The 23,180-nt window shown below is 74.0% G+C and carries 20 protein-coding genes, 3 pseudogenes and 2 riboswitches; of the genes and pseudogenes, 5 read left to right on the forward strand and 18 right to left on the reverse strand.

Annotated features, from left to right (window positions below; translation table 11 throughout):
- Positions 1-6 precede the first annotated feature (6 nt).
- From OG422_RS28225 to OG422_RS28245, 5 genes and pseudogenes are all read right to left on the reverse strand, one after another.
- Positions 7-567 carry a DinB family protein gene (locus tag OG422_RS28225; RefSeq protein WP_405748029.1) on the reverse strand — a complete coding sequence of 187 codons (561 nt, stop codon included), beginning with the start codon at positions 565-567 and terminating at the stop codon, positions 7-9.
- A 54-nt stretch (positions 568-621) separates the two neighbouring features.
- A pseudogene (locus OG422_RS28230) lies at positions 622-1,005 on the reverse strand (VOC family protein); the annotation flags it as partial.
- 228 nt (positions 1,006-1,233) lie between these two features.
- Positions 1,234-2,211: pseudogene (locus OG422_RS28235) on the reverse strand (amidohydrolase family protein); the annotation flags it as partial.
- Between the two features lie 223 nt (positions 2,212-2,434).
- The gene (locus tag OG422_RS28240; protein ID WP_405746946.1) at positions 2,435-3,736 is read right to left on the reverse strand and encodes an amidohydrolase family protein; all 1,302 of its coding nucleotides are present in this window, start codon (positions 3,734-3,736) and stop codon (positions 2,435-2,437) included.
- Positions 3,737-4,118: 382 nt separating this feature from the next.
- Positions 4,119-4,544, reverse strand: a pseudogene (locus OG422_RS28245) (LuxR C-terminal-related transcriptional regulator); the annotation flags it as partial.
- On the opposite strand from OG422_RS28245, the gene OG422_RS28250 reads away from it, so the two are divergent.
- Positions 4,506-4,682, forward strand: a complete 177-nt coding sequence (locus tag OG422_RS28250) for a hypothetical protein (protein WP_405748095.1) — start codon at positions 4,506-4,508, stop codon at positions 4,680-4,682. The pseudogene OG422_RS28245 and the gene OG422_RS28250 sit on opposite strands and share 39 nt — an antisense overlap.
- A 148-nt stretch (positions 4,683-4,830) precedes the next feature.
- On the opposite strand, the gene OG422_RS28255 is transcribed toward OG422_RS28250, so the two are convergent.
- Positions 4,831-5,490 carry a Crp/Fnr family transcriptional regulator gene (locus OG422_RS28255; RefSeq protein WP_405746948.1) on the reverse strand — a complete coding sequence of 220 codons (660 nt, stop codon included), beginning with the start codon at positions 5,488-5,490 and terminating at the stop codon, positions 4,831-4,833.
- A 4-nt stretch (positions 5,491-5,494) separates the two neighbouring features.
- Positions 5,495-6,523, reverse strand: coding sequence for a MerR family transcriptional regulator (locus OG422_RS28260; protein WP_405746950.1), 1,029 nt, complete (start codon positions 6,521-6,523; stop codon positions 5,495-5,497).
- A gap of 273 nt (positions 6,524-6,796) precedes the next feature.
- On the opposite strand from OG422_RS28260, the gene OG422_RS28265 reads away from it, so the two are divergent.
- The 3 genes from OG422_RS28265 to OG422_RS28275 all read left to right on the forward strand — a co-directional run bounded on the left by OG422_RS28265 (position 6,797) and on the right by OG422_RS28275 (position 8,697).
- On the forward strand, positions 6,797-7,411 hold the full coding sequence (locus tag OG422_RS28265; protein ID WP_405746952.1) for a DUF4232 domain-containing protein: 615 nt from the start codon (positions 6,797-6,799) through the stop codon (positions 7,409-7,411).
- Between the two features lie 143 nt (positions 7,412-7,554).
- Positions 7,555-7,637, forward strand: a riboswitch (cobalamin riboswitch).
- A 63-nt stretch (positions 7,638-7,700) separates the two neighbouring features.
- Entirely contained in the window at positions 7,701-7,919 is a 219-nt protein-coding gene (locus tag OG422_RS28270; RefSeq protein ID WP_405746954.1) for a CbtB-domain containing protein, read from the forward strand.
- 22 nt (positions 7,920-7,941) lie between these two features.
- A complete protein-coding gene (locus tag OG422_RS28275; protein WP_405746956.1) occupies positions 7,942-8,697 on the forward strand; it encodes a CbtA family protein in 756 nt (251 codons plus the stop codon).
- Positions 8,698-8,872: 175 nt separating this feature from the next.
- Here the strand turns inward: OG422_RS28275 and OG422_RS28280 are convergent, their stop codons facing one another.
- The 5 genes from OG422_RS28280 to OG422_RS28300 form a co-directional block, all read right to left on the reverse strand.
- On the reverse strand, positions 8,873-9,448 hold the full coding sequence (locus tag OG422_RS28280) for a histidine phosphatase family protein (protein WP_405746958.1): 576 nt from the start codon (positions 9,446-9,448) through the stop codon (positions 8,873-8,875).
- A 215-nt stretch (positions 9,449-9,663) separates the two neighbouring features.
- Positions 9,664-10,935, reverse strand: coding sequence for a tRNA uracil 4-sulfurtransferase ThiI (gene thiI, locus OG422_RS28285; protein ID WP_405746960.1), 1,272 nt, complete (start codon positions 10,933-10,935; stop codon positions 9,664-9,666).
- A gap of 11 nt (positions 10,936-10,946) precedes the next feature.
- Positions 10,947-11,132 carry a hypothetical protein gene (locus tag OG422_RS28290; protein WP_405746962.1) on the reverse strand — a complete coding sequence of 62 codons (186 nt, stop codon included), beginning with the start codon at positions 11,130-11,132 and terminating at the stop codon, positions 10,947-10,949.
- A 46-nt stretch (positions 11,133-11,178) separates the two neighbouring features.
- Positions 11,179-13,497, reverse strand: a complete 2,319-nt coding sequence (gene metE, locus OG422_RS28295; protein ID WP_405746964.1) for a 5-methyltetrahydropteroyltriglutamate--homocysteine S-methyltransferase — start codon at positions 13,495-13,497, stop codon at positions 11,179-11,181.
- Between the two features lie 185 nt (positions 13,498-13,682).
- A riboswitch (cobalamin riboswitch) is annotated at positions 13,683-13,829 on the reverse strand.
- A gap of 325 nt (positions 13,830-14,154) precedes the next feature.
- Positions 14,155-14,523 carry a VOC family protein gene (locus OG422_RS28300; protein WP_405746966.1) on the reverse strand — a complete coding sequence of 123 codons (369 nt, stop codon included), beginning with the start codon at positions 14,521-14,523 and terminating at the stop codon, positions 14,155-14,157.
- A gap of 291 nt (positions 14,524-14,814) precedes the next feature.
- Between OG422_RS28300 and OG422_RS28305 the strand changes: the two genes are divergently transcribed.
- Positions 14,815-15,918: an LLM class flavin-dependent oxidoreductase gene (locus OG422_RS28305; RefSeq protein WP_143940377.1), complete on the forward strand. Its 1,104-nt coding sequence runs from the start codon at positions 14,815-14,817 to the stop codon at positions 15,916-15,918.
- A gap of 62 nt (positions 15,919-15,980) precedes the next feature.
- On the opposite strand, the gene OG422_RS28310 is transcribed toward OG422_RS28305, so the two are convergent.
- The 6 genes from OG422_RS28310 to OG422_RS28335 form a co-directional block, all read right to left on the reverse strand.
- A complete protein-coding gene (locus OG422_RS28310; RefSeq protein ID WP_405746968.1) occupies positions 15,981-16,604 on the reverse strand; it encodes an FMN reductase in 624 nt (207 codons plus the stop codon).
- Positions 16,605-16,834: 230 nt separating this feature from the next.
- Entirely contained in the window at positions 16,835-17,578 is a 744-nt protein-coding gene (locus OG422_RS28315; protein ID WP_143940370.1) for a cyclopropane-fatty-acyl-phospholipid synthase family protein, read from the reverse strand.
- Positions 17,579-17,840: 262 nt separating this feature from the next.
- Positions 17,841-18,749 (reverse strand): DUF4328 domain-containing protein, encoded by a 909-nt coding sequence (locus OG422_RS28320; protein WP_405746970.1) that lies wholly within the window; start codon positions 18,747-18,749, stop codon positions 17,841-17,843.
- A 363-nt stretch (positions 18,750-19,112) separates the two neighbouring features.
- On the reverse strand, positions 19,113-20,618 hold the full coding sequence (locus OG422_RS28325) for a transferase (protein WP_405746972.1): 1,506 nt from the start codon (positions 20,616-20,618) through the stop codon (positions 19,113-19,115).
- Positions 20,619-20,775: 157 nt separating this feature from the next.
- A complete protein-coding gene (locus OG422_RS28330; protein ID WP_405746974.1) occupies positions 20,776-22,350 on the reverse strand; it encodes a protein kinase domain-containing protein in 1,575 nt (524 codons plus the stop codon).
- A gap of 133 nt (positions 22,351-22,483) precedes the next feature.
- A complete protein-coding gene (locus tag OG422_RS28335) occupies positions 22,484-23,068 on the reverse strand; it encodes a helix-turn-helix domain-containing protein (protein WP_143944173.1) in 585 nt (194 codons plus the stop codon).
- Positions 23,069-23,180 lie beyond the last annotated feature (112 nt).

The following is a 23,180-nucleotide window of genomic DNA, read 5'->3' on the forward strand; positions in this document are numbered from 1 at the left end:
CCCGCGTTACTGGCCCACCCGCCCGTCGACGCGCTCGCGCAGCAGATCCGCGTGGCCGCAGTGGCGGGCGTACTCCTCGATCCGGTGGACCATCAGCTCCCGGATCGCGATCTTGTCCTTGCCCACCCGCTCGCCCAGATCCGGGTGGGCGGCCAGCGCGGCATCGGTCGCCTCCTGTTCGCGCTCCAGGTCGCGGTAGGCGGCGTCGACCACGGACTGCTCGGCGACGGCGTCGTCGAAGTCCGCGTCCCGCGCGCCGTACAGCTTCGCCAGCGGGGGCTCGTCGCCGATCCAGTTGCGCCAGTCCCGCTCCGTCTCGGCGAGATGCCGCACCAGGCCGAGCAGCGACATCGTCGACGGCGGCACCGACCGACGTGCCAACTGCTCCGCGTCCAGCCCCCCGCACTTCATCCGCAGGGTCAGGCGATACCCCGTCAGGAAGTCCTGGAGCGTGGCGAGTTCGCCGTCCGGACTGGGACCGGTGTTCTCGCGGGGGTCATCGTCCGGATCTGCCCACATGTCGGGGTAGACGGTTGCCTGGGTCCACCGTTCGAGTTCCTCACTCATACGGGCATGATGGCGTCCGGTGACCCCGGGCGCCACCTGATTTCCCGGGCCCCGAGCGGGCCACCCGCCGTACGGCACGGTCAGCAGCTCCATGAAGTGCCCCGCGGGATCGAGGAAGTGGACGCCGCGCCCGCCGTCGTGGTTGATCTCCCCGGGGCGTTCGCCGTGCGGATCGGCGTAGTGCGTGATGCCGCGGCGCGCGATCTGCGCGTACGCCGCGTCGAACACCTCCTCGGAGACGAGGAAGGCGTAGTGCTGCGGGGCGATGTCGCCGGCGGGGACGGTGGCGAAGTCCAGGGTGACGCCGTTGCCCAGCGCGACCGCGACGAACGGCCCCCACTCCGCGGTGATTTCCAGGCCCAGCAGTTCCGTGAGGAACGCGGCGGATTCCCGGTTGTCCCGGGCATGGACGATGGTGTGATTCAGCTCGACCGACATGGAATGCCTCCGAAGGCATGTCCCGGCACCTCCATGCCTCACCCGGCCGGTGACCGGCACGCGATGCCGTTGCGGACGCTCATCGCTGTTTTCCCGGCCCGTCAACCGCGGTTGAGGGCCGGGGCGGCGACGGCCTCACGCCGCCCGTTCCACCGCGGCGGCCGGACCCGGGGTGCGGGCGAGGGCGGCGGTCGCTGCCGCCGCGCCGTGGGCGATGCGGCGCGCGGATCAGACGAGTACGCCGTCCCGGGCGACGACCCGGCCGCCGCGTACGACGAGGTCGCGCGCGGGCAGGTCCACCACGATCTGCGGGACGCACTCGCCGTGTACCAGGAGGAAGTCGGCGGGGGAGCCGGGGGAGAGGTCGGCGCGGGGCAGGCCCAGCACGTCGGCGCCGCCGTGCGCCCCGGCCTCGTAACAGGCCGTCAGCTCCGGGTCGAGGCGGTCGTCGCGGACCCGGCCCAGCAGATGCGCCCGGTGCAGCATGTCGGCGTTGCCGAAGGGGCTCCAGGAGTCGCGGACGCCGTCCGAGCCGAGGCCGACGCGGACGCCGTGCCCGGTGAGCGAGGCGATCGGCAGGACGAGGGAGCCGCTGGGCGCCACGGTGGTCAGCGCGATGCCCAGGTCACGCAGGTCCGCGGCGACCGCCGCCAGTTCCGCGTCGGGCAGGCCCGGCAGACAGAAGACATGACTGGCCGTCACCTTGCCGCGCAGTGACAGAGCCCGGGTGCGGTCGATGATGCCGCGCAGCGACGTGAGGCCCTTCTCGCCCCGGTCGTGCAGATGGATGTCCAGCCCCACGCCGTACCGGTCCGCGAGGCCGAAGAGCAGATCGAGCTGTGCGTCCGGCGCCCCGTCGAAACCGATCGGGTCGATGCCGCCGACGAAGTCCACCGTGCCGCTGCGCGCCGCCTCCGTCAGCAGCTCCGCCGTGCCGGGGGTGCGGATGACGCCGTGCTGCGGGAAGGCCACGATCTGCACGTCGAGGGCGTGCCGCAGCCGCTCGCGGGCCTGCGCCAGGCCCTCCGCACCGGCCAGCCCGTACGCCGGGGCGACATCGGCGTGCGCGCGCATCGCCCGGGTGCCGCGGGTGACGGCGTGCGCCATCAGCCCGTACGCCCGCTCCGCGACGGACCGGTGCTGACGGCGGAACAGCTCGGCGTCCTGCGCCGCGAACTCCTCGGTGGAGTGCGCCGCCCGGCGCGACCACCGGGCGGCCGGTGACGGCCCCGGCACCGCGCCGGGACGGATCGGGGGCGGGTGTCATGGCGACTCCTGGGGGATGCGGTGGATCGGGCGGGTCAGGTGGCTTCGATGGGCGGTCGGTGTGCCCCGGCCGGGGGAGGGGAGCGGGGCACACCGGGCACCGCGCCCCGGCCGGACCGCGCGTCGGCGGCGCCCCGCCGTTCGCCCGGCCGGGCCCCACGCGTCAGTCCCGGACCGGCAGTCCGGCGCGCACCACGTGGCGGGGCTTGGTGAGGACGGACAGGTCGGCGAGCGGGTCGCCGTCCACCACGATCACATCGCCCGCGAAGCCGCGCGCCGGGCGACCCGCCGTGCGCTCCACGCCGAGCAGCCGGGCGGCGCCGGTCGTGGCGGTGCGGATCGCGTCCAGCGCCGACAGCCCCGCCGCGTGCATCAGCGTGATCTCCCGGCCGATCGGCTCGACCGTCCCGCCGGACGAGTCGGTGCCCGCCGCCAGCGGAACGCCCAGCTCATGGGCGGTGCGCACGGCCTCCTTGAGGATCGGCAGATAGGTGCGGCCGCGTTCGTCGAGCACCGGGTCGGCATCGCCGATCATCCCGGAGATGGCGGTCAGCGTCGGCGTGAAGTACGTGCCCCGGCGCCGCATGTCGCGCAGCGTGCGCTCGCCGACGAACACACCGTGCTCCAGGGAGCGGATGCCCGCCCGCACCGCGTCGTCGCAGCCGCGCTCGCTGTAGCTGTGGCACAGCACGCCCTTGCCGCCGCGCCGCGCCGCCGCCACGACCTCGGACAGCTGCTCGTACGAGTAGACCTGCGTCAGCGGGTCCTGTTCGGGCAGGCCGGCGCGCTCGTTGACCCGGGTCTTGATCACGTCGGCGCCGCGGGCGAGGTTGACCTCCACGACGCGGCGCAGCGCCTGCGCGGACCGCACCCCGTCCCGCAGCCGCGCGAGCGGGGTGAGGTCGGGATCGGCGAGGACCGTGTCCCCCAGGTCAGGCGTGACGAAGACGCCCGCGGCCCGCAGCCGGGGCGCCTGCTCGGGGGCCTGGCGGGCCAGTTCCCGTACGGCGATGTCCTGGTAGAAGTTGGTCGAGCCGCTGCGCGCGCTGGTGGCGCCCTGGCGGACCGCGTCCCGGGCCTCGGTGGCGGTGTTGAGGTGGATGTGCGCGTCGATCAGGCCCGGCAGCACCCAGCGGCCGTGCGCATCCAGGCGCGGGATGCCCTTCGGTACGGCGGTACGGGAGCGGGCCCCGGCGGCGTGCACCACCCCGTCGCGGATGACGACGACCGCGTCCTCGGTGACCTCGCCGGTCGCCGGGTCGAGCAGCGTGCCGCCCTCGACGACGAGATCACCGGTGGGCCCGGCGCCGGTCCCCGGGCCGCGCCCGGAGTCCCGTGCCGGGGCGGCGACGGCGCCCGGTGCGGCCGAGAGGGTGGCGGCCGTCCCGGCGAGGGCGGCGGCCCCGGCGAGCACGCCACGGCGGGTGACCCGGCTGGACGGGGGCGGCACGTTCTCGACACACATGGCGGGCTCCTTCGACGTTCTCTGCCTACGGCACGGACGGTCGGTCAACGGATGGCCCAATTGGTATACCAAAGTGGTGGGGCGCGACAAGGGCCGTTACCTGGGAGATCGTCCGCTGCGGTACCAGGCTTCTCGCGGGTACGGGGGAGGGGGCGGCGCCTGTGCGGGGTTTGGTATGCCGGGCGCGAGGGCATGGACCGGCGCGCTCCCGCCGCGCGCGTACCTCCGCACGCCGCGGGCAGCCCGGGCCGAGGGCGTACGGACCGGGACGCCCCGCCCCGCGCGCACCCGAGACGCGCCGGGCCCGGCCCCCGGCTCGCCCGCCACGACAGCCCCGAGGCGGCCGGACGCCGTCCACCGGCCGCCCCGCGCAGGGCCCGGTTCACGGCAGCAGCCGCTGCTCCTTCGCCACCGCCACCGCCCCGGCGCGGGTGTCCACGCCGAGCTTGTCGTAGATGCGGCCCAGGTGGGTCTTGACCGTCGCCTCGCTGATGAACAGCGCCTTGGCGATGGAGCGGTTGCCCAGGCCCTGGGCGAGCTGGGCGAGGATGTCCCGCTCCCGGTCGGTCAGGGTCGGGCGCGGCTGCCGCATCTGCGCCATCACCCGGCCGGCGACCGGCGCCGACAGCGCGGTGCGGCCCTGCGCCGCCGCGTGGATCGCCGCGAACAGCTCGTCGGGCCGCTCCGCCTTCAGCAGATAGCCCGTCGCGCCCGCCTCGATGGCCCCGGTGATGTCCGCGTCCGTGTCATACGTCGTCAGCACCAGCACATGCGGCGACGGGCCGGCGGCCGTCAGGCGGCGGGTGGTCCGGCGAGGGACACGGACGGGGTCGTCAACGGCGCCGGCCTCCTCACCGGCGCCTCCGGCGTCGCCCTCGCCCTCCACGCCTACGCGATCGACGCGCCCCCGGCCAGCGGCTGGGACGCGGCCCTCCTCCTGAGCTGACCGGCGGCACCGGCCCGGGGCGCCGTAGCCCCGGGCCGCGCGTCTCAGCGCCGCGTGAAGCGGGAATTCCGGAAAACCGGCCCAGGGAACGCAAAAGGCGCCCCGGCCGATGCCCTACGGCACCCACCGGAACGCCTTTCCGCGGAAACTACGGAGCGGACACGCAGCGCGCGGCGATCTCGCGGAGATACGGCGCGTCGAGAACGCGGATCAGGGTCCGTTCCGCCCGGACCCGCTGGGCGCCGAACCGGGTCAGTGCCTTGGTGACGGAATTGCGTCCCACGCCGAGATGCTGGGCCAGGTCCTCGCGGGTGAGCGAGAACGTGTGCACGCCGCAGATCTCTGCCAGGCGGAGCAGCGTCGCCGCCAGCCGCTGGTCGATGGCGCCCTCGGACACCTGGGTCTGCTCCCGCAGCCGGTTCACCGCATACGCCGCCAACTGCGTCGCCAGGTCGTACTCCTTGACGAAGCGGCGGAAGGTGTCCGCCGGAACGATGGCGACTTCGCAGATGCCAAGAGTACGAACGTCGGCCAGCCGCAGGCCTCCGGCCTGGACGGCCATTTCGCCCAGCACCTCGCCCGGCCCACGGAAGGCGAGCAACTGCTCCCGCCCGTCGGCGTCGGTGCGTACCACCTTCACCATGCCCCGGAGCAGCGCGCAGACATGCGTTCCGGAGTCGCCCTGCCGCAGCAGGATCTCACCGGCCGGATGCGGACGCCGCGAATGGTCCGCCAGTGCCGCCCACGCCTCCGGCGGGACGAGGTCGCGCAGGACATACGCCGGGGCGGCGCCGGACTGTTCGCTCATACGATCACGCTGGAGCAACGCCCGGCGCCACCGCGCCGGAATGGTCACTTCTCCTTCCCGGCTGCGTCCGCGCCACCGGGCCCGCCCCGTCCCCGTCGCGCAGATCCCGGCCGCCGCACAGAGCCCGCAGGAACCAGGAGTGCACCGGCACCAGGTGCGGCAGCACCGACCAGCCGTTGACGGCCCACACCAGACGCCAGTACCGCTCGGCGCGGGGGTCGTGCGCCTCCGTCAACTGCTCGGTCAGCCAGGCACGGAACTCCACGTCCGGGGCGCGTCCGCACGCCTCGGCGAACCGTCGTACGAGACCGTCGACCAGCGCCGTCGCCTGCGCGCCGTACGGATCGAGCTCCGCGTCCCGCGCCTCGGCGAGGGCGTGGTGGGCGTCCCGCGTCACCTCCTCCCCGGCGAGCGCTTCGAAGGCGAGCGGTTCCCCGGACGCCTGGCGGGCGGCCGAACGCCCCATCCGGGCGCGGAAATCCGCGTCGCCCAGGAGCCCGGCGATCTCCGTCCAGGCGGTGACCTGGTCGGCGGACGGGTCCTCCGGCAGATCGGGCAGTGCGGTGCGCACCATCGCCGCCGCGGCCGGATCGTGCCCGGCGCCGAAGGTGGCGTCCAGGAAGTCGTCGATGAGCCGGCGGCGTTCCGCGCCGGTCAGCTGGGTGAGTCGGTGCATCAGTGTGGTCTCCTCGGGTCCGGTGCCGCGCGCGGCCGCGGCGCGCAGCACGCTCCGGCGCAGCCGTAGCGCACGGATCTGCACCTCGACGGCCTCGGCCTGCGCCAGCGCCACCCGCGCCATCGGCAGCTCGTGGTCGAGTACCCGGCGGATCGTCGCGAGGCCGATGCCCAACTCCCGTAGGGAGCGGATCAGGTCGAGGCGTTGCAGGGCGGCGGGGGCGTAGCGCCGGTGTCCGGCGTGGGTGCGGTCGGCCGGTGGGACCAGCCCCTCGTCGGAGTAGAACCGGATGGTGCGCACGGGCACGCCGGTGCGTCGGGAGAGTTCCCCGATCGAGTAGCGGGTCGTTCCGTCCATGGCGCCATCCTGGAGTCTCCAGCCGCTGGAGAGGCAACACGCATGCTCCGCGCGACGGCGGGACGCGCCGCCCGGCCCTCGCCCGCCGCGTCCGTGCGGCCGGGCCTCGCATCCAGACATAGCCGGGTATCTCCCTCCACGGCGTCGCCCCGTTTGTCAACGGACTGTGGAGACAAGGGGGCTGGGCACCGAGCGGGCGCTGCGCCGTGGGAGTCTCGGTGATCAAGGAAGGCTCACTCACGGGTGAGCGGTACCACCCCGCAAGGAGAGAAGATGCGCGCCCACACCCTGTCCCTCGCCGGTCTGGCCCTCGTCGCCGGGCTCACGCTCACGGCCTGCGACGGAGGGGACAGTTCCGCGGCGAGCGAGGCGTCCTCCTCCGCCCAGGGTTCCGGCGACTCCTCGCAGAGGGGCGGCAACACCCCGGCCCCCGCCGACAAGGGCTCCGCCCCCAACGAGTCCGGCTCCGGCTCCGGCAGCGCACCGGCGGGCGGCGCGAGCGATGCTTGCAAGACCGCGCAGCTCGACTTCAGCCTCTCCGGCGGCATGGGCGAGGGCAGCTACCTGGTCAACCTCAAGAACACCGGGTCCGCCGCCTGCACCCTCCAGGGCTTCCCGGGCGTCGACCTCAAGGGCAAGGACGGCACCATCAGCGCCACCCGCAGCAAGCTCACCGGGCCGAAGGTCGACGTCAAGCCCGGCGAGGAGGCCCGCTTCACCCTGCACGTCCCGCCGAACACCTCCGGTGGCAGCGGCGTGACCTTCACCTCCCTGATCGTCACCCCGCCCAACGAGACCCACTCCCACTCCGTGCCCGCCAGCATCAACCTCCCCGCCTCCGACAAGCCCGCGGCCATCACGGTCGACCCGGTCGGCGTGGGCAAGTAACACCGCCGCCGACGGTCCCGAGCCGGCCACGCCCCGCCGGCGACCTGTACCGGCACCCGGCGGGGGCCGTTCGTTCCGGGGCCCGGCCTTGGCCGGTCACCCGCCACGCGGTACCTTCGGTGCGATATCGACGACGGCACGACGGAAGCCGGTGCAACTCCGGCACGGTCGCGCCACTGTGTGCACGCCGCTCCTTTCCACGGACGGGGCGGCGTGTGAGTCAGACCCGGGGCCGTCGTCTCCTGTGCACCACCGAGATGGGACGCGAACTCCCAAAGGAGGCACCGCCATGGCGCAGCACCTCGCCCAGCCGACCGCCACCCCCGCCCTCCCCGCCAAGCTTCCGCTGAAGGCGGTCGCTCCCTGGGCCGTCTTCTTCGGCATCCTGATGCTGGTCCTGCTCTACTTCGTCGGCGCCGAGCAGGGCGCCACCTCCGTGATCAACGGCACGGGGGTCCATGAATGGGTGCACGACGCCCGCCACCTGCTCGGCTTCCCCTGCCACTGACGCAAGGGACGCCGCGACCTCCATGAACTCCACCACCGTCCGCAACCTGCTCGTTCGGGGCATGCTCGCCGGCCTGGGCGCCGGTGTGCTCGCCCTGATCGTCGCCTACGTCCTCGGCGAGCCGAACGTCCACAGCGCCATCGGCTTCGAGGAGGCCCACGCCGGGCACTCCCACGGCGACGAGGCCGAACTCGTCTCCCGGGGCCTGCAGTCCACCGCCGGACTCGCCACCGGCGTCCTCGTCCACGGCGTCGCCTTCGGCGGCCTCGCCGCCCTCGCCTACTGCTTCGCCCTCGGCCGCGTGGGCCGCTTCGGTCCCCGCGCCACCGCGCTGCTGCTGTCCGGCTGCGCCCTGCTCGCCGTCTACGTCGTACCGTTCCTGAAGTACCCGGCGAACCCGCCCGCCGTCGGCGACCCCGACACCATCGGCAAGCGGACCGCCCTGTACTTCCTGATGATGCTGCTCAGCGTGCTCCTCGCCGTCGCCGCCACCCTCCTGGGCAAACAGCTCGCGCCCCGGACCGGCAACTGGTACGCGACGGTCGTGGCCGTGCTCGCCTTCGCGATGGTCATCGGCCTCGCGTATGCGTTCCTGCCCGTGGTCAACGAAGTGCCGGAGCACTTCCCGGCGGCGCTGCTCTGGCGCTTCCGGCTCTCCGCCCTCGGCATGCAGCTCACCCTGTGGGCCGGATTCGGGCTGCTCTTCGGCGAGTTGGCGCAGCGCCTGCTGCGCCCGGCGCCGACGGCGTCCGCCCAGGCGGTACCGGCCGGTTCGTGAGACGAGCCGTCCGCACGGAGGGCCCCCGGCAACCGGGGGCCCTTTCGCGTGGCCCGGCCGGGTACGTGGCGTGGACCCCGCGCCCAGGCCGCGCCTCGACCTGCGGCGTGGCCGGGCCCCGCGCCCTGACCCCCGTCTCGCTCCGCGCCCCGGCCGCCGTGCGGTCCGGTCTCCCTCAGCGGGCGGCGAGCGGCCCCCCGAGCCGGAGGTTCCAGCGCCCCGCCCGTCCGCTCAGCTCCGTGCAGGTCAGCGGTGGCACATCGAACCGCCAGAACGCGGACGCGGGCGCGCCCGTGGCATGGACGGCTGCTGCCCGCACCACCTCCGGCTCCACCACCGCCACGATCCGGCCCCCGGTCGGCCGCAGCGCGTCCAGCCAGTGCGCCACCCGCGCGCACGCGTCCGCCACCGACTCCCCGCCGGGCACCGCCGCCTGGGGATCGGCCAGCCAGCGCGCCACCGCCTCCGGCTCGGCCGCCCCCACCTCCTCCAGCGTCCGGCCGCGCCAGTGCCCGGCGTCCAGCCCGGCCAGCTCCGGCGGCGCGTCCCCCGGGACCAGACCGAGAGCCTCGGCGGTCTCCCGGCAGCGCACGCTCGGCGAGGTCACCACCGCGTCCGCGGCGGGCAGCGAACCGGCCGCCGCCCGGGCGCGCGCCGCCCCCGAGGCGTCCAGCGGATCACCGTCGTCGAACGCCGCGCGACGCAGCGACGCGGTGGCGGCGGGGGAGACGAGCAGAACACGGCTGGTCACGAAGGCTCCTTCGGCGGGGCGGGCGGGGATGCGGTGGACGATGGGGTACCCGCGAGGGCATCCATCCCCGTTCTTCGACTACCCGACGGACCTCACGAACATGAGGTGCGGGCAGGCTTGATGCACCGTCAGGCATGTGCCAGCCCGCGGCACTCCCGGCACGGCGCGGCGGGGCGTTGCGGACGCGAGGCGCGGGCAGGTCCTGGCACACACCCTCAAGCAGGCGCCGGACACCCCTCGCCCGGCGCCGGTGCCACCCCGTCCTCCCCGGGCCGCAGCACCTGGGCCGACGCCAGCAGCACCTCGATCACCTCGTCCATCTCCAGCCGCCGCTCCACCGACCGCAGCTGCGGCAGCCGGGCCCGGGTGCTGACCTGCGGCGGGGCCAGCAGCGAACAGCAGTCCTCGTCGGGCAGGACGGACACCTCGGCCGTGCCGATCGCCCGCGCCTCGTCGATGATCTCCTGCTTCTCCCAGCCGACCAGCGGCCGCAGCACCGGCAGCCGCGCCGCCTCGTCCACCGCGACCATGTTCGCCAGCGTCTGGCTCGCCACCTGCCCGAGGCTGTCCCCCGTCACCAGCGCCTCGGCCCCGGTCCGCGCCGCCAGCGCCGAGGCGGTACGCACCATCAGCCGCCGCTGCGCGACGACCTGGAGCCGCCCCGCGCCCGCCACCGCGAGCTGCTTCTGCGCCGGGCCGAGCGCGACGACATGGAGCGCACCCGGCGGCTGACTGCGATTCAGCTCACGGGCCAGCGCATACGCCTTGTACACGGACGCGGCGTTGGTGTACGGCGCCCCGCTGAAGTGGACGAAGTCACAGGCCAGACCGCGCCGCATGGCGCGGTGTGCGGCCACCGGCGAGTCGTACCCGCCGGACAGCAGCACCAGCGCCCGCCCACTCGAACCGACCGGCAGGCCGCTCAGCCCCCGGTGGCGTTCCCACGACAGATAGGTCTCCCGGTGATCGATCTCCACCGAGAGGGTGACGCCGGGCGTCGTCAGATCGACGGGCAGACCCACCACCGCCTCCTGGATCCGCGCCCCCAGATGCACCGCCATCTCCGACGACGTCAGCGGAAACCGTTTGTCCCGCCGCCGCACCCGTACCGCGAAACTGCGCACCCGCCGTTCCGCACAGACCACGCGCAGCGCCTCGACGGCCGTCGCGGTGACGTCCTCCATGGTCGACGGCGTCCGCACGGCCGGTTCGACGCAGTGGAACCCGACGACCCGCCGGGCCCGTTCCACCAACGCCTCCAGTGGCACCTCACCGCCCACCACGGTGATGTTCTGCGCGCCCTTGATCCAGGTGGAGCCGCCGATCCCGCGCAGCGCGATCCGCAGATTGTCGTGCAGCCGCTCGATGAACCGGTGACGGTTCCGCCCCTTGAGGAAGACCTCGCCATGCTTGAGCAGCACACAGGGACCGCCGGCCGAAGCGGTGGAAGTGTCCCGGGGAGCGGGGACACGGGGGTTGCCGGTCATTGGTGAACCTCTCACATTTCCCAGTCGTCGTCGGCGGTGTCCTCCGCCCCGCCCATGACGGTGGATGAGCCGGAGCCGGAGGAGAACTCATCATTCTCGTCCGCGCCCGGCGACACCGCCGCCAGGATCTCCGGACCGGCCTCCGTCCGCGCGCCGCCGGGCCGGGCCGGACGGCGTGATCTCCACGGATGACCCACCGGGGCCGGGACCCTGCAAGCGCCCCGGCCCCGTACGAGCGTCCCGTCACGACGTGGGCAACTCACCCCGCACCGTACGGGCCGCCGCCACCAGGTTCTCCAGAGACGCCCGGGTCTCCGCCCAGCCGCGGGTCTTCAGGCCGCAGTCGGGGTTGACCCACAGGCGTTCGGCGGGGATGGCCTTCAGGGCGGTTCGCAGCAGGGCCGTGGTCTCCCCGGCACTCGGTACGCGCGGCGAGTGGATGTCGTACACGCCGGGGCCGGCCTCGCGCAGGTAGCCGTGGGCGGCCAGTTCGCGGGCCACCTGCATATGGGAGCGGGCCGCCTCCAGGCTGATGACGTCGGCGTCCAGATCGTCGATGGCCTGCACGATGTCGCCGAACTCCGCGTAGCACATGTGCGTATGGATCTGGGTGCCCGGACGGACTCCGCCCGTGGTCAGGCGGAACGCCTCCGTGGCCCAGGACAGGTACGCGGCGTGGTCGGCGGCGCGCAGCGGCAGGGTCTCGCGCAGCGCCGGTTCGTCGACCTGGATCACCGGCGTACCGGCCGCCTCCAGGTCCCCGACCTCGTCGCGCAGCGCCAGTGCGACCTGGCGCGCGGTGGCGCCGAGCGGCTGGTCGTCACGGACGAACGACCAGGCCAGCATGGTCACCGGCCCGGTCAGCATCCCCTTGACGGGCCGCTCGGTGCAGGACTGCGCGTACGTCGTCCAGCGCACCGTCATCGGCTCCGGGCGGGAGATGTCCCCGGCGAGGATCGGCGGCCGGACATAGCGGGTGCCGTACGACTGGACCCAGCCGTGCTGCGTGGCGAGGTAGCCGGTGAGCTGCTCGGCGAAGTACTGGACCATGTCGTTGCGTTCGGGCTCGCCGTGCACCAGGACGTCCAGCCCGGCCTTCTCCTGGAAGGCCAGCGCCTCGCGGATCTCGCTCCGGATCCGCTCCTCGTACCCGGCGGTGTCGATCCGCCCGGCCCGCAGATCGGCCCGCGCGGTGCGCAACTCGGTGGTCTGCGGGAACGAGCCGATGGTCGTCGTCGGCAGCAGCGGCAGCCCCAGGTGGGCGCGTTGGGCGGCGGTCCGCTCGCCGTACGGCTGGGAGCGGCGGGCGTCCGCGTCGGTGACGGCGGCGGCGTGGGCGCGGACCGCCGGGTCGTGGGTGAGGCGGGAGTTCGCCCGGGAGGCCAGGTCGGCCCTGTTGGCGGCCAGTTCGGCGGCGATCGCGCCGGTGCCGCGGGCCAGGCCCTGGGCGAGGGTGACGATCTCGGTGGCCTTCTGCCGGGCGAAGGCGAGCCAGCGCAGGATCTGCGGGTCGATGTCGCGTTCGGCGGTGGTGTCGAGGGGGACGTGCAGGAGGGAGCAGGAGGCCGCGACGTCGACCCGGTCGGCCAGCCCCAGCAGCGTGCCGAGAGTGGTGAGCGACGCGGTCAGGTCGTTGACCCAGATGTTGCGGCCGTTGACGACACCGGCCACCAGCCGCTTGCCGGGCAGCCCGCCGACGGCGGCGAGCGCGTCGACGTGGGCGGCGGCGGATTCGGTGAAGTCCAGCGCCAGCCCGTCCACCGGCGCCTTCGCCAGCACCGGCAGCGCGTCGCCGAGACGGTCGAAGTAGGAGGCGACGAGCAGTTTCGGCCGGTCGGTGAGGGCGCCCAGCTCACGGTAGGCGCGGGCGGCGGCGTTCAGCTCGGCAGGCGTACGGTCCTGCACCAGCGCGGGCTCGTCCAGCTGCACCCACCCGGCACCGGCGGCCCGCAGATCGGCCAGCACCTCGGCGTAGACGGGCAGCAACCGGTCCAGCAGCGTCAGCGGGTCGAAGTCCGAGGCGACCCCGGGCGCGGGCTTCGCCAGCAGGAGGTAGGTGACCGGGCCGACCAGTACCGGACGGGCCGTCAGCCCGAGCGCCAGGGCCTCCGTCAGCTCGCCCACCTGCTTGCCGGAGTCGGCCGCGAACACCGTGTCAGGCCCCAACTCGGGCACCAGATAGTGGTAGTTGGTGTCGAACCACTTGGTCATCTCCAGCGGCGCGACGTCCTGCGTCCCGCGCGCCATGGCGAAGTAACCATCGAGCCGGTCGGCGGCGACGGCCTCGCGGTGACGCCGGGGGATCGCGCCCACCATGACGGTGGTGTCCAAGACGTGGTCGTAGTACGAGAAGTCGCCGGTCGGGACCTCGCCGATACCGGCGTCGGCCAGCTGCCGCCAGTGGGTGCGGCGCAGGTCGGCGGCGGTGGCGCGCAGCGTGTCGGCGGTGACGCGGCCCTTCCAGTACCCCTCGATCGCCTTCTTCAGTTCCCGGTTCTGCCCCTGACGGGGGTAGCCGTACACGGTGGCCCGTGCTGCCGCTGCCGCGGACTCGGTGGTCACGGAGATCTCCTTCGCGAGATGAATCCCTGAGATCCCGGCGACGGGACGGAGCGCGAAGGGGTGACGAACCGGACGGCGCGGCCCCGCGCGACGCGGCGCGGTCTCCGTCCGATATGTGTACGCCGACCCGCCCACGAGGTCACCGGGATGTCCGGGCACACAGGGCGCGCACCCGGGCAGTTGGCAGGTCTTCGGACTCGCGGGCACGTCCTCCGGGGGAGGACACCTACTGGCCGTCGCTTCCCGGGCCCCATGGACCCAGTGCGTATGACGGCGGTCGTTCCCGCTCACCGCTGCGGGGCAGTCCCGGATTCCCACCGGGTTCCCTCTTACGACGACCCGCCTGGCGGACGGGGCGAACCAGCTGCACGCGCCACCCTACGGTCCGGCCGGCGCCGCGGCGGCGGTCCGTCCGTCATCCGGACGGTGAGGTGAGCCACGCGGCGCGCCCGCATGAATCGGACGAGGGCGGGAAACGCGGCACGCGCCTGCTGCCCCGCCACCGATGAGCGGCCGCCGGTCCCTCAACCGGCGGCACGGACCGGGCCCCTCAGCCCGCTCCGCCGGGTCGGTGCGGCCCGGCCTGTGCGGCCCGGGCCGGTCGGAGATGGCTGGTCCGCCCGGCCCGGTCGGCGACGCCTCGTCCGTCCGGTCCGGTCAGTGCCGCCCGGTGTCGATGACGCAGAAGCGGTTGCCCTCGGGATCTGCGAGGACGAGGAAATCCGCGTCGTCCGCCGCGAGGTCCCACGCCACCCGCCGGGCACCCAGGCCCACCAGCCGTTCGACCTCGGCGGCCTGGTCGGCGGCGTCCCCGGCGTACAGGTCCAGATGGACCCGCGGACGCTCCTGGACCGGCGTCACGCTGCGGCCGAGTGCCACCTGCACGCCGTGCCCGGCGGCCGGTACGAGGACCACCCAGTCGTCCTCGATCTCCTCGCGCGGGACGTATCCCAGCGCCTCACCCCAGAACGCCGCCGCCCGCCGCACGTCCGAGACCCCCAGCACCACGGAACCCACTGTCAGCATGGGCCGATTCTGACGCACCGCACGGCGCGTGGGGCGGGATCGGTGGAACGGGCGGAAAGCGGTCCCCGCCGGGCCAGGCGGGCGCCACACCCCGCACACACCACCCGATCTGTCCACTCCGCTCCGAAATGTCGCCCGGTGGGGTGGCGTGGCACCCTGGCTGTGGCGCGGGCGCGGCGACACCGGAGGCAGGAATCGGCTGCCCCGGAGACCGGAGCGGCCGGCCGTCCCACACGACCGGGGCGGACGCCCGGCCGCACCCTGAGCATGCAACCGAACGAGGCGGTCACCATGGAGTTCGGCATCTTCACCGTCGGCGATGTGACGGCCGACCCGACCACCGGCCGTACGCCGAGCGAGCACGAGCGCATCAAGGCCACGCTCGCCATCGCGGCGAAAGCGGAGGAGGTCGGTCTGGACGTGTTCGCCACCGGCGAGCACCACAATCCGCCGTTCGTGCCGTCGTCGCCCACCACCCTCCTCGGATACCTGACGGCCCGCACAGACCGGCTCGTCCTGTCCACCTCCACGACGCTGATCACCACCAACGACCCCGTGAAGATCGCCGAGGACTTCGCCTACCTCCAGCATCTCGCCGACGGCCGCGTCGACCTGATGCTGGGCCGCGGCAACACCGGCCCCGTCTACCCGTGGTTCGGCCAGGACATCCGCCAGGGCATCCCGCTCGCCATCGAGAACTACGCGCTGCTGCACCGGCTCTGGCGGGAGGACGTCGTCGACTGGGAGGGCACGTTCCGCAGCCCGCTCCAGGGCTTCACTGCCACGCCCCGGCCCCTGGACGGCGTCCCCCCGTTCGTCTGGCACGGCTCGATCCGCTCCCCGGAGATCGCGGAACAAGCCGCGTACTACGGCGACGGCTTCTTCCACAACAACATCTTCTGGCCCATGTCCCACACCCGGCGGATGATCCGCCTCTACCGGCAGCGCTTCGCCCACCACGGCCACGGCACCCCCGAACAGGCCATCGTCGGCCTCGGCGGCCAGGTGTTCATGCGTGCCAACTCCCAGGACGCGGTACGCGAGTTCCGCCCGTACTTCGACAACGCGCCCGTCTACGGGCACGGGCCGTCCCTGGAGGAGTTCACCGAGCAGACGCCGCTGACCGTCGGCTCGCCGCAGCAGGTCATCGAGCGGACCCTCGGCTTCCGCGACGCCGTCGGCGACTACCAGCGCCAGCTGTTCCTGATGGACCACGCCGGACTGCCGCTGAAGACCGTCCTGGAACAGCTCGACCTGCTCGGCGGCGAGGTCGTCCCCGTCCTCCGCAAGGAATTCGCGGCCCTCCGCCCGGCCGGAGTACCCGCCTCCGCACCCCCGCACCCGGCGGTCGCCGCCCGGGAGGCGGCCCCCGGCATCGACACGGACGCCACCTAGCAGAAACGGATGCGCCGCCCGGTCCCGTCGTGCGACGTACGACGGGGACCGGGCGGCCGGTGTCAGGAAGCTGCCCCGCCGCCCAGCAGCTGTTCCATCGGTACGACGTCCTCGAACTCGTCGCGCCTGACCCGCGCCCCGCAGCCCTGGACCAGCCGGGCGTAGTCCGCCGCTGCGGCCTTGACCCGGTCCCGCAGCGACGCGCCCTGCTGGGCGTTGTCCGAGCCGAAGTCGCTGGTCGCGGCGTAGACGCCCCGGGGGGAGACGACGGCGTGCAGATAGGAGAACATCGGCCGCATCGCGTGCTCCAGCACCAGGGAGTGCCGCTCCGTACCGCCGGTGGCGGCCATGAGCACCGGCATGTCGGACAGCGTCCCCTCCGGCAGCACGTCGAAGAAGGACTTGAACAGTCCGCTGAACGAGGCGTTGAAGGCGGGCGTCACCGCGATCACGCCGTCGGCCCGTGCCACCGTCTCGAACGCCTCCTCCAGCGGGCCGGTGGGGAACCCGGACAGCATCGCGTCCGTGATCGCCCGGCCCAGCGGCCGCAACTCCACGAACGACGAGTCGACGCGCTGCCCCTGGTTCTCCAGCGCCGTGCGCACCGCGGCCTCAAGCCGGTCGGCCAGGAGCCGGGTCGAGGACGGCTCCCGCAGGCCCCCGCTGATGATCGCCAAATTCGTCATCGCGTCACGATCCTCCGTCCCGGCGGCGTCGCCCCGAGCCCGCGCCGCACCACGCGACCGCCCACGGACGCGTCCCTTCACACCGATCCGTCCGGCACCCCGACCCGTCCGGCGCCTTGTCCCCTCAGGCTACGGTCCACCGCCGCACCCGGCAGGTTCACGGCCACCGGCCCGTACCGGCGAGGACCGCTCGTCGCCGTTACGGGCCGGTGGCCGTGCCTCCCGTCGTCTCAGAGACCGTCCGGGGTCGGGCGCAGGACCAGCGTGAGGAAACCCCAGGTGTCCCGGTAGACGCGCAGCCACTCGGAGCGGCGGGTGGCCGCGGTGGTCAGCGCCTGCGTGCTGTCGGGATCGGCGGGGTGATCCAGTGCCCAGGCGGCCAGCGAACCCCAGCACGCCCATTCGTAGGCGTCCAGCTCCTGACGGCTGCTGATGTGCCCGTGTACGGGCGTCCACCCGTCGGCGGCGACGCGGTCCATGGTGGTCGCGAGGTCGGCGAAGTCCCTGAGCATGTCGATGGTCTCCTGGGACGGCGTGCGCTCCCAGAATCCGTCACCGATCACCACGCGGCCGTCCGGGGCCAGATGCTTGCGCGCCGCGGCGAGGGTGGGCAACAGCCCACCGAAGGCGTGCGCCGCCCCGACGCTCAGCACCAGGTCGAACGGCTCCGCGGACGCGAACTCCGCGGCCGGCCGGTGGTGCAGCGTGAGACGTTCCTCGATGCCCCGCTCCCGCGCCGCCTCCCGGGCCTGCGTCAGCGCGTCCTCGGAGACATCCACCCCCTCGGCCCGCAGCCCCGGCCGCGCCTCCAGGGCCCGCAGCAGCCATTCCCCACCACCACACCCGAGGTCGAGCACCCGCTCGTCACCCCGCGGAAGCGCACACTCCAGCAACTGGTGCACGGAAGCGTCGTCGAGCGGTGACTTGATCGGATGCCCGGCGTGGGCGATCCGGGAAATCTGTTCACGATTCATCGGGGCAGCTTGCCAAGGGGAGGTGGGCGGCGCATCTCCATTCTTACGTGGGGATCTCGGTCGGGCGGTCGGTGAGGCGCCACGCTGCCGGGCGGCCGACCGCCGCCCCCCGTCGTCCGTCCGCGACCGACCGCCGTCCCGCTTCCGGACGGATCGCTCCGGCCGGGCCACTGCCCCCAACCGGCCGACACACGGCAACGCCCGGTCCGGGCCCCGGAAGAGGACCGGACCGAGCGCGTACCCCATCGTTGTACGGCCGTTGCTACGGCTTGACGAGGAGGATCGAGTTGATCGGAGTGAGGTCTTTGTCGACGTGGTAGCCGGCGCCGAGGTAGCCCTGGCAGTCGCCCGTTCCGTTGTAGCCCGTGCAGGTGCGGGCCGTGGCGCCGCCCGTCTGGTTGTTCAGGACGTAGTGCTGCCCGACCTGGTTGCTGAGGTTGTGGGCGCCGTAGCTGTAATAGGCCAGCGACGGGCGGTCGTTGTTCCACCCGGCGTTCTGCGGGTAGACGCAGACGGCCCCGGACGGGCAGCCGTGCAGACTGCCCGCGGCCTGGGCGGCGTTGGCGGTGGTCATCCCGCTCTGCCAGGTGGTGACCCGGTTGAGGATGACGATGATCAGGACACCGGCCGCCACGTCGAGCACCAAGCAGAGGGTGGACAGCACCGCGGCGTTGCGCAGCCCCGACTCGGTGATCTTCTTGGCCAGGTAGAACTGGCCCAGCGACCGGCTGAGCACGCTTCCGGCGACGTACGTCGCCCACCAGGCGGTGACCGGGCCGCGCGGGGCAGGGCGCCGTTCCGCGCTGGCCCGCCAGATGTCCGTCACGACGTGGTACGGGATCCACAGGTTGGCCACCGGCGCGAACCAGCCGCCGACCACCCAGCCCCGGGAGCGGCGGTGCGAGGCACGGCCGCCCCACAGCTCGGCGTTGCACCGTGCCCGCCACAACCAGACCAGGAACACCACACCCGCCGCGATGTACACCACGACTCCCGGTAGCGACACCCACAGCGAGAAGGTGTCGGCGGCCCCGAGGTCCGCGACCGTTGCCGCGCCCGCCCGGAAGGCGTGCACGACGAGGTAGTTGCGCCAGTCGGAGACCGTCTCCAAGGCGTCGCCCACGAGCGCCGACAGAATGAGCAGCGTGGCGGCCAGGGCCGGCCCTGCCACGGCCCTGAACTGCGGCGGATCGACCGGGCCGGCCGGACCTGTTGGGCCTCCCGGGCCCATCGGGCCTTCCGGGCCGACCGGGCCTGCCGGTCCTGGCGGATCTGCGGGGCCGACCGGACCTGCCGGACCTGCCGGACCTGCCGGACCTGCCGGACCTGCCGGACCGAGGGGGCCCGCCGGGCCGACCGGGCCCGCACCCGCCGTCGTGTGCCGATGTGCACCGTCCACGTATTCCCCCGAAGACTTGTGCGGTTCCCGGACGTTGTCCGGGAACGGGAAGCGTAGTGGGCGCGAGGCCGCCGCGTCCCCGGTCCGGCGGGCCCTGATTGACCCGTTGTCCGGCCGTCCGCGCCCGGCGCCGTGTCAGCCGCCGAAGAACCGCAGCGCCCGGTACCCGGGCCAGGCCAGCAGCCCCAGGGTCGTGACCAGCGCGAACCCGCGCCACAGCGACGCCTGGGTGGCGAACGTGGCCCGCCACGCCATCCTCCGGGCATGGACGTCGACGGTCGCCAGGGCCGCTTGCAGGGTGCGGGCCAGGTGGTGCGTGGGGGTGAGCGGCAGCATCGCCGTCCGGTAGAGGCGGCCGACGCGCGCCAACTGCCGTGTGAGCGGGCCCCGGCGCCGGGCGCCCGCGCTCGAACCCACCGGATACAGCCGCGGCGCCCACGAGGGGTCGAAGACGACGACCGCGGCGGTCCAGGGATCGTCCGACACCACCGCGTCCAACCCGGACGGGACGGGCAGTTGCGCGTCCAGCCGCGCGGCCGTGCCCGGTTGCCTGCCGGAGGCCAGCAGGACCAGTTTCCGCGCGGGCTGGGTGGCGCGGGCCTGTTCGACCTCCCACCACAGCCCGTCGCCCGCCCCCAGGCGCAGCACGATGAGGTGGGACAGCTCCATCAGCCGCAGGATCGCGGGTTGCCAGTCGTCGAGCGGCAGGTAGAACCGCGCGGCGCCCAGATGGGGCAGCGGCTCCCCGGGCCTGCCGACCGTGATCACGGGGCCGACGGCGCCCAACGCCCCCGCGAGCTGCTCCTCCCGCGAATGCAGGGTGACGAATGGCCCGTCGTCGACCTCGGCCGCGGCGGCGTCGTCGGCGAAGCTGCGCAGATACAGCACGGGGCGGCGGCCGTCGGCACGCAACGCCTGGGCCGCCCCGCGCACCGCGCGCGGACGGGTGTGACGCAGAACCAGGACCCCGGCGCCCAGCGCGGCCAGTCCGCCGGCCAGCAGCAGCACCTGTGCCGTCAACGGCATCTTGTAGCCCTGCTGCTGCGACATCTGGGCGGCGAGGGTGCCCACCACGAACAGGACGTACCCGAAGCCGTCGGCCACCAGGTACACCCGCCGCCGCCACCACGGCTGACGCGGTACGAACCGGCTGACCACGGCGACGACCTCCGCCGCGCCCGCCCGCCGCCGTCGCCGCAGCCACAGCGCCGGTACGAGCAGCACCCCGGCGGGCATCGCCCAGCACAGCGTGACGGTGCGCGATGCGGCGGCGTCCCGGGCGAGCCCCGCCTCCTCCCGCCGGACCTCCGCCGCCAGCCCGGAGACCCGTGCGCGGGCCACGGAGATCCGGCCCGCCCCGGCGGCGTCGGCGGCGGCGACGACCATGGACCGGGTCCGCCCGTCCGGGGCGTGCTCCCGGAACCATGCGGTGCCCGTACGGATCCCGGCGGGCGGCGCGGCCCCATCGGCGGGATGTTTCAGCGCGGCGGTGAACGCGGCGGCCCGCGCCGGGGCGTCCCGGAAACGGTCCTGGGCGCGGAGAGCCGCGCCCGCGCCGAGCGCGAGGTGCAGTGCGACATAGCCGGCGACGACCGCGCCCACCGTGAACAGCCGGGCCCACGCCCGCAACCCCGAAGACACCTCGGTTCACCCTTCCGCCCTGCCCGCCTGCCATGCCGCCAACGTGCCCCAGCCGCCGAGGAGTTCGGCGTACGTACTCTCCACCACCTCGGCAGGGAGCGGAACCGTGAAGGGACGAGGTGACGTCAGGGCGAAGTGATGTCAGGGCGAGGTGACGTCAGGGCAGGGTGAATTTCTGCGCGGCGGCGCCGCTGCAGTCGCGGATGCGGAGCGGGACGCCGTTCCGGAGCGCGCCGTCGGGCTCCAGGCAGCGGGTCGAGTACGGATTGAGCAGGGAGCCGTCGGCCCGTTGCTCCCATTTCTGTCCGTCGGCGCCGGTGCAGTCCTGCAGCTCGACCGCCGTGTCCTGGGCGGTGCCGCTGCGCACCAGGCCCAGGCACCGCCGCTGCGTCTCCAGCGCACCGCCGGGGCGGTGGCTCCACTGCTGGTCGGCGGCCGAGGGCTGGCACTCCCACAGGTCCACGGGCGTGTGATCGCCGCCGTCGTCCTCGCCGTAGACGTCGAGGCAGGTGCCGCCGGGCCCGGCGACCGGCCCGGGCGACCCGGCTGACACGAGCGCGGACGCCGACACGGCGGGCGGCGGCGCGGACCCGGCGTCGTCCCCGTCGTCCCCGGGGTGCGTGAGCAGGAACGCGCCGACGGTCAGGACGACGGTGAGGGACGAGACCCCGGCGAGGACGACCGGCAGCCGGTTCGCGCGCCGCCGGACCGCGTCGTCGGGAGGCTGCGGCACGTCCGGCGGGAGGGCGCCGACGGTGGACCGCGCCGCGTCACCGCCGCCCGGAGCCGGGTCCGTGACCGTGGCCGCGAGCGTGTCGGCGGGCGGGGGCCGCCCGCTGCCCGCCGACCCGGTCGCACCGGCCACTCCGGCTGTACCCGCCGTCCCGGTCGCACCCGCCGCCCGCCCCGCCCGCCCCGCACCGCTGAGCAGCGTCATGGCCGCCTCGACACCGGGGCGTTCGGCCGGGTCCTTCGCCGTCAGGGCGGTGATGAGCTCCCGCAGGCCACTGGTGGCGTGGGTCATCCCGGGGAGCGGGGCGAGCAGGACGGCGGACAGGGTGTCGCTCCGGGACTCGCGGCGGAACGGCGGCGCGCCCTCCACCGCGTGGAACAGGGTCACCCCGAGGGAGAACAGGTCCGAGGTCACGCCGCCCGACCGGCCGTCGGCGCGCTCCGGTGAGGTGTACTCGAACGACCCGACGAAGGCACCGGGAGCCGTGATCGTCTCGTCCCCGAGCACCCGCGCGATCCCGAAGTCCGCCAGCAGCACCCGCCCGTCATCGGCCAGCAGCACATTGCCCGGCTTGATGTCGCGGTGCACGACCGCCGCGGCGTCCGCCGCGCGCAGGGCCGACAGCAGGGCCGCGGCGATGTGCGTGACATGGCCGGGAGCCAGCGGACCGTTCGCCAACTCCTCCCGCAGGGAACGGCCCTTGACCAGCTGCATCACCGTCCACGGCACGCCGTCCTCGATCACCACGTCGTAGACGGTGACGACGTTGGGGTGGTCGGCGAGGGCGGCGGCGGTGCGGCCCTCGCGCTGTGCGCGGGCCAGCACCTCTTCCCGCTCCTCGGCGGACGCGGCCCGCAGCCGGACCTCCTTGACGGCCACCGGGCGGCCCAGCAGTTCGTCCCGCCCCTCCCAGACCCGCCCCATGCCGCCGGACCCGGCCTCGTCCAGCAGGCGGTACCGCCCCCCGATCAGCCGCCCCGGCGTGCCCTCCTGCGTCACAGCCCTCGCCCCTCGTAGCCGACACCGCACGTGTCCGTCGTCGCCGACGTCGTAAGAACTTGTCGTAAGAACGGCGACGATACCGACCGTGCCGGGCGCCGGGGGCGGCGACGACGCGTTCCTGTGCCCCGGTTCAGGCCAGGGCGGCGGCTCCGGGTGGGAGGTGGACCGTCATGATCAGGTGGCAGGTTCCGGTGCCGGAGCCGCGGTAGGCGTGCGGGACGTCGGCGTCGAAGGTGGCGGTCTGGCCCGCGGCGACGGGGTACTCGGTGCCGTCGACGACCAGGGTCATCCGGCCCGTGGTGACGCTGACCGTCTCGACGACCTGGGCCCGGTGCGGATGGCTGGGGTACTCCTCGTCGGGCTCCAGCCGCCAGCGCCAGACCTCGACCGGCGCCGGGCCGGAGGTCGTCAGCAGGAGCCGCGCCTCGCCGCCGTGCGGCCCGGTCCACAGCGGCGCCACGGCGTCGGCGGACGCCACCCGGACCCGGCCCTCGGCGGGCCCCTCCAGCAGGGCGGAGACCGGGACGCCGAGGGTGTCGGCCAGCCGGACCAGGGTGGCGAAGTTCGGGTTGCCCTGGGCCTTCTCCAGCCCCACCAGGGCGCCCTTGCTCACCTGCGCACGCCGCCCCAGCTCGTCCAGGGACAGACCGGCGCGGCCGCGCGCCGCCCTGACGTTGTGCGCGAGCGTCCGCAGGGCAGCCGCCGTCCCGTCCATCCGATCACCCTCCGCCTGCCGGCCGCCGGGCCACCGGTGGCCGCCGCCTGTCACGAGCGGAACGCCGCCCCGCACCCCGCGGTCGGTCGATTGACACGCTGCGGTCGTTTGG

The organism is Streptomyces sp. NBC_01525 (assembly GCF_045040405.1).
Taxonomy (GTDB): domain Bacteria; phylum Actinomycetota; class Actinomycetes; order Streptomycetales; family Streptomycetaceae; genus Streptomyces; species Streptomyces benahoarensis.

What these genes read in the sequence shown, in the direction of transcription:
- OG422_RS28225 (WP_405748029.1), bottom strand. Translation starts at nt 567, where the DNA reads ATGAGTGAGGAACTCGAACGGTGGACCCAGGCAACCGTCTACCCCGAC.
- OG422_RS28240 (WP_405746946.1), bottom strand. Translation starts at nt 3,736, where the DNA reads ATGTGTGTCGAGAACGTGCCGCCCCCGTCCAGCCGGGTCACCCGCCGT.
- OG422_RS28250 (WP_405748095.1), top strand. Translation starts at nt 4,506, where the DNA reads ATGCGGCGACGGGCCGGCGGCCGTCAGGCGGCGGGTGGTCCGGCGAGG.
- OG422_RS28255 (WP_405746948.1), bottom strand. Translation starts at nt 5,490, where the DNA reads ATGAGCGAACAGTCCGGCGCCGCCCCGGCGTATGTCCTGCGCGACCTC.
- OG422_RS28260 (WP_405746950.1), bottom strand. Translation starts at nt 6,523, where the DNA reads ATGGACGGAACGACCCGCTACTCGATCGGGGAACTCTCCCGACGCACC.
- OG422_RS28265 (WP_405746952.1), top strand. Translation starts at nt 6,797, where the DNA reads ATGCGCGCCCACACCCTGTCCCTCGCCGGTCTGGCCCTCGTCGCCGGG.
- OG422_RS28270 (WP_405746954.1), top strand. Translation starts at nt 7,701, where the DNA reads ATGGCGCAGCACCTCGCCCAGCCGACCGCCACCCCCGCCCTCCCCGCC.
- OG422_RS28275 (WP_405746956.1), top strand. Translation starts at nt 7,942, where the DNA reads ATGAACTCCACCACCGTCCGCAACCTGCTCGTTCGGGGCATGCTCGCC.
- thiI (WP_405746960.1), bottom strand. Translation starts at nt 10,935, where the DNA reads ATGACCGGCAACCCCCGTGTCCCCGCTCCCCGGGACACTTCCACCGCT.
- OG422_RS28300 (WP_405746966.1), bottom strand. Translation starts at nt 14,523, where the DNA reads ATGCTGACAGTGGGTTCCGTGGTGCTGGGGGTCTCGGACGTGCGGCGG.
- OG422_RS28305 (WP_143940377.1), top strand. Translation starts at nt 14,815, where the DNA reads ATGGAGTTCGGCATCTTCACCGTCGGCGATGTGACGGCCGACCCGACC.
- OG422_RS28310 (WP_405746968.1), bottom strand. Translation starts at nt 16,604, where the DNA reads ATGACGAATTTGGCGATCATCAGCGGGGGCCTGCGGGAGCCGTCCTCG.
- OG422_RS28315 (WP_143940370.1), bottom strand. Translation starts at nt 17,578, where the DNA reads ATGAATCGTGAACAGATTTCCCGGATCGCCCACGCCGGGCATCCGATC.
- OG422_RS28335 (WP_143944173.1), bottom strand. Translation starts at nt 23,068, where the DNA reads ATGGACGGGACGGCGGCTGCCCTGCGGACGCTCGCGCACAACGTCAGG.